We start from the raw sequence: 11,472 nt of genomic DNA, 5'->3' as shown, positions 1-11,472 counted from the left end.
ATTAAAGTTTTTGTAAAGTTCTACGATGGAAGGTGATATTTCTATCTCCATTGGCTACCAAGGCACTTGGGTCATCAAAATCTTTGTAGGTTACGAAGGTATCTATAACTATTGATATGGAGCTGTTAAATCCTACATCAGTAGCTGCCCAAGGTGCTATGGTTGTTCCACAGCCATTTAAAAGAGTGCTATTTCCAATATATTGAATATTTATTCTTATGTCATATCCATTTGCACCAGCCCCTCCAAAGTGGTCTGTAATGGTTTGGAGACAATCAGGTGTAGCCGTTCTATCATAATGTATAACATATAAAATAGCCAACTCCGTATAGCTTCTTGCCAATAGTTGAGCCTGTTCTTTTTGGTACTGATGAGTTGTTGCTTTGACTGTTTTCCCTGTGATATTCATAATGAGCATCGTAACCGATGACATTACAAAGATAACAAAAATGGCAGTTACCATTGAAAAAGCTTTTTTCTGTTTTGGATTTATCATCGTATAATCGCTTTCTCTTTACAGCTACTAATATTGAAATTTTGACCTATATTTTCTGTGGCACATAGTTTTAGTTGTATCACTCCACCATTTTCAGTAAATTTGAAAACAGAGACATTTCGTATTAATAAGCTTTTACTTCCATCATCTTCATAGTTCTCATTGTTCCATGGTTGGTAGTTAGAGTAGAGTACAAGGTCATATAGACCATCATCATCAACTCCATCACCATTACTATCTCCATCAGGGTCTTCTGGAACCAACGCATAAGCAGACCAAGCTAGTTTATAGCGTTCTGTTACTATCTTAGGTAGACCATCAGGAAATGAGAAGTTGGTATTGTCAATCATCGACACACGAAATATACAGCTGGTATTGTCCTCATCTACTAATCCCATACAAGCGGGACTATAATCCAGATCTGTTTGGTACTGTTTGCTATTTTCTATAAAAATAATAGCAGGTAACTCTTTAGTATCTGTTAAATCAACATCGTTATTAGATAGGTTATTGATAATCTCACTAGCACTAGTCAAATCAGAACCAGGGGTCTCAAAACTGTTTCTTGAGGCTGTCTCATAATTTGCAATACCACTCCAGTAGGGTGTTGCACCAGCAGAGAAGCTATCGTTGTCATACCCAATCCACTCTATGGTTGTAAAGTTATTATCATTTAGTGGAATTTTTTCTAGTTTAGTCCAATTACCATTTGGGTTTAAGTCGGTATTTTCACTATCTGCTGTATATGCAAATGAACTATTTGGGTTTTTTGCAATGGTTGTTCCATCTATAACATAAGATAGACGATTGACAATCTGATTGGCAACCAGTTCCGTTTTGGTAGTGGTGTTGTATAGAGCTTTTTGTGTGATATAGTTTTCATATACTTGCACTATAATCTGTGATGATATAGAGGCTACAATACCAAGAATAACCAGTACAAACACAACCTCTATTAGACTAAATGCTTTTTTTGATTTTCTCATGGTTTCATCTCTCCTTGGGGAAGTGATGTTCCGATATTGCATGAGAACGCTTCCATAGTGATATTTTTCTCTAGCTCTTCTATTCCACTATCCGAGGTTAGATTTACACGAATAAATTTAATATTGCTTATTACTCCTATCTCTGTATTATTGATTTTATTAGTGAGATTTATAGTTGTACCATTTAGGTCATCTGTCTCTCCTGTATCTACTCTATCCTCTGCATAGTTTATCTCTGTACTCATATTAATATCAATATCAACATAGTCACCAACATCAGCAGAGGTCTCTTCTGTGTTGAAGACAATTAAGCCAAAATTAGTGTCATGATAGTCATCAACATCATCAAAATCAGTAAAGTCAGACTCATTATATTCGGGATTGTCCGACTCATCCATACCAAAAACAGCAGATGGAATAAAAGTTTGACCATCTTTTGAACTCTTTCTCCCTGATACACCTATCAACCCTAGTGGTGCATCAGTTACATTAAAATCAAAAGGTGCTCTATTGGCATCTAACATTGGTGAGGAACCTGCCAGATTACTATTGTTATGCTCATCCCAATGCATAGATAGTACAATGGCTGTCTGAGAGGCAGCCGCAGATATCGCCTCTTGTTGCAAGGCTACATTTCCACTCTTAATGGATTGCTGTATTAGCATAGGAGCAGACATAAGTACAATTCCCATAATCACTAATGCGAAGATAAGCTCCACCATAGCGATACCTCGTCTCTTCTTTTTCATAGGAACCGATGGCTTTAGCCTCGTTATGTTCGGGACTAAAGTCTCCGATTCCAAAGAGTCCTTCTTGTAACACTCGGAATCGGATGGCTTCGCCTCCGTTGTTCGGGAGTAAACTCTCCGTTTCCAAATATTATCTCTCTTATCTACCATGTCATTTTACCATTATGTTCAACTTTTTTTACACTCTCTATCCCATTTCCACCGTCACCTACACCTGATGTAGATGATATTCCTTTGAGGATAACCGAGTATGATGATGTACCCAATGGCATACCTACAATGGCTCTTTTATTAAATCTTAACCAGACATCTGTATCTATAGCTATTTCGGCTTTTATCTCTCCATTAAGAGCTGAATTGGGAATATATCTAGTTACAATACCATCAATTTTTCCATTTACGAAAGGTGGTATGTTTTCTGTATGGTTTGTGCCTATCTCTGTTGGATTATCGCTCACAAGTCTAATTACACCACCATCTGTAGCCGTATCATGCTTATGGGCTAGATACCAACCACCCTCAGTTTTTTGACCTATATCTTCTCCTATGATACCTAGATTCATTGTATCTTTACACCAACTGATATTATCTGGAAATTTACAAAATATCTCTACAAACAGAGGTGTTTTTTTAATCTTTTTTTCTGTTGCTGGATAATATTTTACTTCTGATACAACTCTAGCAAAATAGAATGTTCTATTCTCATCTATGCTTCCTACTCCTGTAGGCGTGTTATCCTCTCCATCCATTTTGGCTTCTAAATTGGTTGTATTTAAATCTAGAGAGATAAAATTTACCTTTATAGGGTTAGTAGGCTCTCTAAAAAGTTTTTCCATATTATAGAGGACATCAATAGTCATGGTTCCATTGTTCTCATCCAAGAACTTTTTACTAATATTTATATCGCTCATCATTGTAACATTATCGTTATTTTCACCATTAAACTCTACTATCTGTTGTGGGGTTAGAACCTCTCCAGAGAGTGACCTAGGTGGAATATAGTTGCTTCTAGTAATTGGTGATGAGTTTAAATCTGATAAGAAAGAGAACTTCAAACCCAAAGAGAGTGAAATGGTATCATCTATACAGCTATTGGTAAAGTTGCTCAACTCTCCACCCTCTTCACCCTCTGCTCTAATAGTGCTACTTAGCCGTACACCCATAGCTTTGGATAGATTCAAATCACTCATATAGAGGTAATCTTTTCCATTGCCATTAATATTTGAGAGATTTATATTACTCATATCAAATTTAAAAGGTTGAAAATTAAGTTCCATATCATGATGTGTAGTGTCAAAATTTGAGCTAATATTACATCCCGATTTCTCATTAGAATTTTCAGAGATAGTAGAGTCATTGGCGATACATCCTGCTAAGAATGGATCAAAATCCATATCAACAGCTGTCCAGTTACTATCCTCTATCTGTATAGAGTATCTACCTGTATTTCCATGATTTAAAACTTTGCTAAGTTGACCATTATCAAATTTATAAGAGAGTTTGGGGCTATTTGTATCACTACACTCTGAGTTATCTTTAAATAGAAGAGATACATTAAGCTCATCTGTAGTAGTCTGCCTATATTTTGAAGCACTCTCTTCACTATTGTATTTAGTAGCTTTTACTCTTAATCTATAATCATGCTCTGCTACCAAGTTTAGAGGAGTGCTATTTTCTGTATCATTTATACGATAGGTTCTGTTACTATCTCCTAACTCCATCCGATAACTAGCAGGTCGCAAGGCAAAATTATCACTAGCATCAGTTGATACTTCACTATTTCCATTACTCTCTTTAGTTTCACTGTAGTTGTTTGTATAGTTACCATGAAGTATTGAACCATTTGCATCTTTAAGATAGGAGACCTTAAAACTAGCATCTCTCGTAGCTCGTGCTATTTTCAAATCATCAGAATCAATAACATCAACTCGACTTCCTGACTCTATATGTCTGTATCCTCTGTAGATAACATCATTAGGAAGAGTACTATTATTATCAATAAGTTCTATCTTAAAAGTGATGTCTTCAATTTTATTGGAACTGTCATCTTCAGCATAAGATACAATAGAGTAGTCAAAATCTCGACCTGATATTTGAGTATAAAGTGACTCTTTTTTTATCTGTTCGGTATCTTCATCACTATTGGTTCTCTCCACTTTTAGCTTCATATCATCATTGAAAATTAGTCCGACTCCTCTACTTTTACCAATCATACACAAGTCTGATGAGAAAGATTTAGAAAAATATATCTCTACAAAGAACTCTTCATCTGCCTCCACTTTGGTATCACCATAAACAGGTACGGAAATTGTGTGTGTTCTTTCGGTAGAGAATATATTCATCTTCATAGCAAATCCACTCTCTGCTTTAAAATCATTATCCGCACTCTTAGCAGGAGCAACGATTTTGCCATCTCCATCTATGACTTTATAGTAGAACACACTAGGCATCCCTCTTGAGAGAGATGGTAAATCAGCATCAATCGATACTGTAAAATCAAAATTGGTTATCCCCAGATTCCCTTCGATTTTAGAGACATCATTGATAGAGAGAATTAAAGGTCTAGGAGGCAGTGTAAAGTTAGCATCAGGACAACTCGCTCCATCATTATAGTTACTTAAACTCTCTGTAGGCATTAACCAGTACGCTTGACCATCTGATGGGTTTATCTCATATATTCCACCCCCATTAGCAATCGCAAGAGTTTTATCACTAGCATCACTATAGATAAGAGAGATATATGAACTCATACTCTCATGACTATCTCCAATAGTGGTAACTGTTCCATCACTGATTTTTATCTTTGCAAATTTATCATTTTTAAGTTCACCACTAGCATTTTCATCTTTGAGCAACATCGTATAGAAGTACTCTCCTGTAGTATCAATAGTCATATCCAAAAATCGAACAGATGAAGAGAGATTAATAGTGCTAATCACCTCTTTCTGTTCAATATCAATTTTGTAGATGATATTACTACTATTACCATCACCACTAACATAGTAGAAGCCATCTCTATCAAACCCACCTGCATAGAGTTGAGTATCAGGTAGCTCTGCAATAGCTCCCAAGTTTTTGATATTTGCACCTTTATCGATTTTTAGAAGTTGATTGCCATAGAGTGCATAGATAAAGTTATCTTTTAGATTGTATCCAAGGGCATTGTACCCTTCACCATCAGTTCCAAATCCATCTCCTATCGTTGTATAGTTCGGTGTTGTAGCATAAAAACTCTCTAGCCATGTGACTTTACTACTGTCACTATCTATTTGGTTAGATAGATAAAGTTTCTCATCACAACTGAATGGCTCCAAATTCCCTTTAAAGTTTATCTTGTAATCCTCAACCTCACCATCATCTGCTATCCCTGTTGACTCTATATTCTGCTGATAACTATATCTAAATCGTGCATAGGTGATAATATCATCAGCACTACTAGGAGCAACTACAGTAAGCGTGATTTCACCGCTAGTTCCATCAACATTGTGTGCAATCTGCTCACCACTATCCTCAAAATCTCCATCACCATTCCAGTCAATCCACGCATTTAGATACCCATACCCCTCATCATGTGTAGTGATACTGAAGGTGTTTTCAACTCCTGCATTGATAGTTGCCTCTTGTAGAGGTGTATTATTCAACTGAACACCATCATCATAACTGTCCAAATTGGCATCATCAGAAGGCTCACCATCATTCTCATGGTCAACACCTTCCCCCAAATATACTTTAGGCTCACCATAAGTTGGTAGTGAGTGTCTTGCACCACTTTTCTCAAGTTTGGTTGCATAGTTCTCTGGCAAATCACCAAAATCAAACTGAAAAATAGCATCGGTACACATCGCACCATCATTAAGGCTTACTTTCCCTCCTGTGGCAAAAAGTATAGCCTCTGGAGTGTTGGCTACATCTATTCTATAGATATTTCCACTACCATTATCATACACATAATAGAAACCATTGGCATCAAAGAAACTCGCACCAAAACCTCGACTGCCTGTTAATTTGGTATCTTGCCCTGAAAGTTTATGACCAGTTGATGGGTCTATCTTATAGAGATATTTAGTACCACTTCCATTATTAACAGCATAAAGCATACCGTCTCTTGCATTAAATCCCCAATCGGCAACATTTAATGAAAAGTTTAGATTAAAATCTCTTATCTTTTTAAGGTAGTTAGGTGAATTAGGGTCTAAATCAATAACAACCGTACGCGTACTACTACCACCCTCTTTCAAATAGAGATGACCATTACTGTCAATGTCTCCCACATAAGATGAGAATCCAATTAATCCATCTACTACAAAATCCTCACTAATCCAATCTCCACTGCTATCCATCCCTATTCGGCTAATAGTTCCATTGCCTTGTGAATGGTTATATCCCCAAAAATAATCATCTTTTTTATTGTACCCCACTGCATTAATATTATCTAGTGAAATATCTGCTTTCACAGGAACCATCTCCCCATTGGTTAGATTTAGAGCATTGATATCTGTTGGTTTGTTTTGAAACATCCATGCAGTCTGAAGACAACCGATAGGCTCGACTCTACAATCAACCCCATCTCTTGTGCTTCCATCCCAGTTTTTATTATTCTGTTCATGGTTACGAATCGTTGAGATTTGAGTTCTACTCATAGCTGTTTTAAACACTTTCACTTCATCTATAAATCCATCGAAATAGTTATTGATATGTATAGAAGCACCTATGGTCAAAGGACTGTTTACTGCTGTGTCTAAGTTAGTAGCACCACTCCATTTTGAGGTGTTGGTGTAGTTCTTATCATCTATCTGTACGGTAACGACTCCACTCTTATAGCTAACAGCAACAAAGTGCCAACTACCTATTGTAATGTCTCCTGCTACCCCAAAATCTGCATAGGTATTTTTGGTTATAGTGTCAATATACACATGGATAGTCCCATTAGGATTTACCCCTATCTCAAAATTGTCATTGTATCTATCAGAAGCTTTTGCCATAAATGTATTTTTTGTATTATGATTGGTTTTAGCTGTTGATAGAGTTGTAGGTTTTATCCAAGTTGTAATACTAAAGGCAGAACTAGATGTACCAAAAATATCATCAAATCCATCTATTTGAACATATTGACCACTACTCTGTCTAAATTTACCACCTCTATTGGTGATATTATCATCAGATGTGTTCGCACCACTTTTAGCTATTCCGTCAAAAGTGTTACCACTACTATCTTTAACTTCACCTGCTGTTCCATTCCAGTTACACTCATCAAAACGATAATCAGCTATCAGTTGAGGAGGAGTCTCTTGAGGAGGAGCCTCTTCCTCACAGTTATCACTCACAAGCCCCTCATCATAATTGATAATGGCATCAGGCAGAAGAGTAATAGAGTCTGCTGTTATAGAACCAAAAATTCTACCACCAGGATGAACAGTAACCTCACCATCTGCATAGGCTAAAACCCTCAAATCACCATTGGGTTTTATGGTTATATCTCCTTTGGAGAGTATCTTTATGGTACTATTATTAATACCTTGTGGTTGTATATTTACACTTCCAGTAGTAATTATAGTTAGACTACCATCTATATTAATATTTGATTTTGAACCCATATCAAAACTTTTAGCATAAATTGTAACATCACCTTCAATATTTAGAGTAGAGTGTGTTTTAAGCTCAAAACTATTTTGAACTTTGATGATATGGTCTCCTTTTATGGTGAATTCACTATGAGCCCCTAATGAAAAAGAGCTGTACTCTTTGATACTAGAGATAGAATTGAACATTGACAATAGATTTGAAAAAGAGTGATTTCTCCCACCAAATTTTCCATCAGAACCATCACCCAATAAAACTTTAAAATCAAACTTATCTACGATGGTATCGGTCTTTAAACATGTCTCTCCATCACACTTGGTACTCTTTTTAGTTTTTAAACTTTTGGTTGTCACTTTATGGTCAATGGTTCCATATATTTCTACATTGGGTTGTAGTGTAATCCCTCCCTCATCGTCATGAGTGTTAAGTACACCTTTAAAAACACCTTGACACTCTCCGAGGGTCTCATTTGCTACTGCTGATGAGCCAAAGAGACCCAATATTAATATGAAAATTAATTTAAATACATATTTCATTATTAATCCTTTTTATTAAAAATACTTTAATAAAATGATAGTACAAATTCCATAAGATAAGGTTTAAATTATATTTTAAATTTAATAACTAAATTAATATTTAATTAAGTTTTTAGCTGTTACCAGTCTATTTTATGTGATGAATTAATCTTAGGTTTAACATTCAAAATATTACCTGTTTGACCAACACCAGTCCATTGTGAAGCATTGTTATCTGTACAGTTAACTATATATTCAGATGGCTCAAATCGAAGTTCAGGGGTTGTTGTAATAGTGACAGTAGTAGATTGGGAAACATTACAGTCATTAATTCTAGCATCAATTAGATTATTTTCACCATTGCTAAATGTTATATTTCTATCGGTTGCATCTATTAGGTTCTCTCTAGGAGTCATTATATCAGGGGTATCTACCAAGTTTGTCACATTTCCATCCATCTCTTCATTATGATTAATCGAGACATATCCTCCTTCAGCCTCTCTGGTTGTGCTTGTTAGATTTGTATTGTTAAGAACTTCTCTATCTCTACAGTAGTTAGTTAGATTTGTATCACAAAATATATCTACATTTAGTGGATGTCTTTGAACTCGTGATACAGTTGTATTGATTATTGGATAACTTGGCATATCTGGCACAACTCTAGCAAAATAGAAGTTTTTTCGATTGTCTGTAAATGCTCTATTTCCTTTTGGGATATGGCTATCTACATTATGAGATATTGAGTTTGCCTCTGTTGAGTTGACCTCTATTCCATGAAATGATACCTCAACAGGATTGATGAGTTGTGTTAGATGTTTGTTGAGATTATATCTCATATCAAGATGAAGTGTACCGTTATTTTCATCTAAAAATTTATCAGCACCAATCTGAATTATACTACCTTCACTATCTACTCTATCTAAGGTTCTATTTAAATCAAATGAGCTACTAGTTGAATTTGGATTAAATCTAATCAGTCTTGTAAAATCAACATCTGTACCATTTATAGTTGTTATAATTCCATCTATATTTATACTTTTATCTATCTCATTCACAGAGAGTGTAGTCGCATTCAAATCCAAAAGTAGATTGGTTGCCATACACCCTGCTGTGAAGTTTTTTGTGGTTTTATTATCTTCTGTTTGAGCTATAATATCTCCCAAAAACTGGATAGCTACACGGTTATAAGTTGTATTGAGTTCACTCATATAGAGAAAATCTGGGTGACTACTATTTGGTAGGTTATTCAGAGTGAGATTAACATCAAAGTGGTCAGGTTGGAATGTCAAGTTCAGTGGATTTAGTTGGAGCTTAATGTTACATCCTGATGGGATATTATAATCTTTTAAATTTTCATCTTCTGTCCCTTCTATTTTTGGTGATGTAAAAGATTGATTATCTTCACAATCTCCACTATTTTGGTCAACGGCTGTCCAGTTGCTGTCATCTGCTATAGTTAAAGTGTATCGACCCACATCATCGTGGCTAAAGTTAGGATTGTTATAAGAACCATCCGTAAAGTTAATATCCTCCTCAATCGGACTGGTATTGGCACAACTGCTTGTCCCACTGCTATTAAAATCAAAGTCTGTTTTAAAATTTTTATGGTATCCATTTGAGGGTAAACGCGTATTATGTTGTGTAGCGATAAAGGTTAAGTTATACTCATCATATCCTGATGCAAGAGTTATATTATTGTTAGGGTCTATGCTATTTTTTATCTCTTCTGTACCATCACCAATACTCATATAGAAACTCTCTGGACGAATAGCAAACTTATCTCGTGCAGGGTCTACTCTATCTATCCAACCTGAAGCCATTAGCGTATCGAAACATGTTTTAATATCCCCGTCACACTGCTCTCGTATGATATTGCCATTGGAATCTACTGCATAAGTGATGTTGAAAATCGCTTTTTTTATAGCTGGTAGATTATCCAAATCACTGTTGTTCATAACAAGGATTCGACTAGTTGGGTACTCTAGTGAGTAGTAGTAGAGATATGTTGTATATAGAGGAGTGGTAGGATTATCCTCATCCATTAGCTCTATCTTTAGTGGAACTTTCTCTAGCTCCTCTTCTGCTGTTAGATACTCATCATAAAAGACCACATGATAGTTGAAATCTCGACCCACTATCTGTGTATAGAGTGCAAAATCTTTACTATCTTTTAGGGTATTGGTTCGTTGAATATTGAATCTTCCTTGAATCCTTTGGTAACCAACCCTGACCACATAATCCTCAACTTCACCATCCGTTATAAGTCCTACTGGATTTAGATTTTTGTTTGAGGAGACTCTGGCTCGGAGATAGGTAATTCGTCCCTCGTCAATATTTGAAGGGAGCGTAATATCAACTATATTTGTACCTGCACTCAAAGGAGTTTCGGATTTATAGACCAAGTCAGCCGCATCAGAGAAGTGGTTATTGCTCTCATCCAAATTTATCCAAATCTTTAGATAAGCCTCTTTACTAATTGTGACTTTGATTTGATGAGTCTCTCCAGGTACAAAAGTGCTACCATTTATATCACTCCCATCCATCATGGTTATACCATCCTCATCATCAACACCATTTTTATCATCACCATCAGCATATAGAGTATCATAATCACCTATATCATGGTCAACTTTATATCCAAGATAGACACCGTTGGCGATATTGTGTCTGGCAGACCCATAACTTGCTGGTGCATCCCCATAATCCATAAATGTGAGGTTTGCTTCAAGACAGTTGGTTCCATCATTATAGTCAGCTGGTTGAGAATCTGACAAAAATAGCTTTTCTCCCTTTTTCAAATCAAACTCAAAAAAACCATTTCCTTTGCTATCGTTGGCAAAAAATCGTCCTAGATTATCAGAAAAAGTAGAGTCAAACTGATACCCAATATGAGGGTCACCAATAAAGGTTACGGCTCCTGTGGCAGTATCTATCTTTACCAATCTTCCACCATCAACAATTCCATGAAGGTATGCCCCCTCAGGAGTAAAAGCAAAATCTAGCAGAGAGATAGGTTCACTTAGATTCAAATCTGTTACATTTTTATCATTGATGTTGATTTTAAAAATCTTATCATAGCTAACCCCAGGTCCTGAGATGTAGTAGTGGTCTCCATAGATTGCACCAGCAAAGAGCTGTTTATCTGT

At 35.9% G+C, this 11,472-nt stretch carries 5 protein-coding genes; all 5 read right to left on the bottom strand.

Annotated elements, in window-relative coordinates; genetic code table 11:
* Position 1: 1 nt before the first annotated feature.
* A complete protein-coding gene (locus GSY74_RS02295; protein WP_164663500.1) occupies positions 2 to 496 on the bottom strand; it encodes a type II secretion system protein in 495 nt (164 codons plus the stop codon).
* Positions 493 to 1,482 carry a type II secretion system protein gene (locus GSY74_RS02290; protein ID WP_164663499.1) on the bottom strand — a complete coding sequence of 330 codons (990 nt, stop codon included), beginning with the start codon at positions 1,480 to 1,482 and terminating at the stop codon, positions 493 to 495. The genes GSY74_RS02295 and GSY74_RS02290 overlap by 4 nt, the downstream gene beginning before the upstream one ends.
* The gene (locus GSY74_RS02285) at positions 1,479 to 2,381 is read right to left on the bottom strand and encodes a prepilin-type N-terminal cleavage/methylation domain-containing protein (RefSeq protein WP_164663498.1); all 903 of its coding nucleotides are present in this window, start codon (positions 2,379 to 2,381) and stop codon (positions 1,479 to 1,481) included. Before GSY74_RS02285 ends, GSY74_RS02290 begins: the two co-directional genes overlap by 4 nt.
* Positions 2,375 to 8,347 (bottom strand): LamG-like jellyroll fold domain-containing protein, encoded by a 5,973-nt coding sequence (locus GSY74_RS02280; protein ID WP_164663497.1) that lies wholly within the window; start codon positions 8,345 to 8,347, stop codon positions 2,375 to 2,377. The genes GSY74_RS02285 and GSY74_RS02280 overlap by 7 nt, the downstream gene beginning before the upstream one ends.
* A gap of 119 nt (positions 8,348 to 8,466) precedes the next feature.
* The coding region (locus tag GSY74_RS02275; protein ID WP_164663496.1) for a GEVED domain-containing protein at positions 8,467 to 11,472 on the bottom strand (3,006 nt) is incomplete at its 5' end.

The organism is Sulfurovum sp. bin170 (assembly GCF_010892395.1).
Taxonomy (GTDB): Bacteria; Campylobacterota; Campylobacteria; order Campylobacterales; family Sulfurovaceae; genus UBA1140.
This window is presented reverse-complemented; position numbering and strand designations above follow the sequence as displayed.

Coding starts and splice junctions, on each gene's coding strand:
- GSY74_RS02295 (WP_164663500.1), bottom strand. CDS start 496: ATGATAAATCCAAAACAGAAAAAAGCTTTTTCAATGGTAACTGCCATT.
- GSY74_RS02290 (WP_164663499.1), bottom strand. CDS start 1,482: ATGAGAAAATCAAAAAAAGCATTTAGTCTAATAGAGGTTGTGTTTGTA.
- GSY74_RS02285 (WP_164663498.1), bottom strand. CDS start 2,381: ATGGTAGATAAGAGAGATAATATTTGGAAACGGAGAGTTTACTCCCGA.
- GSY74_RS02280 (WP_164663497.1), bottom strand. CDS start 8,347: ATGAAATATGTATTTAAATTAATTTTCATATTAATATTGGGTCTCTTT.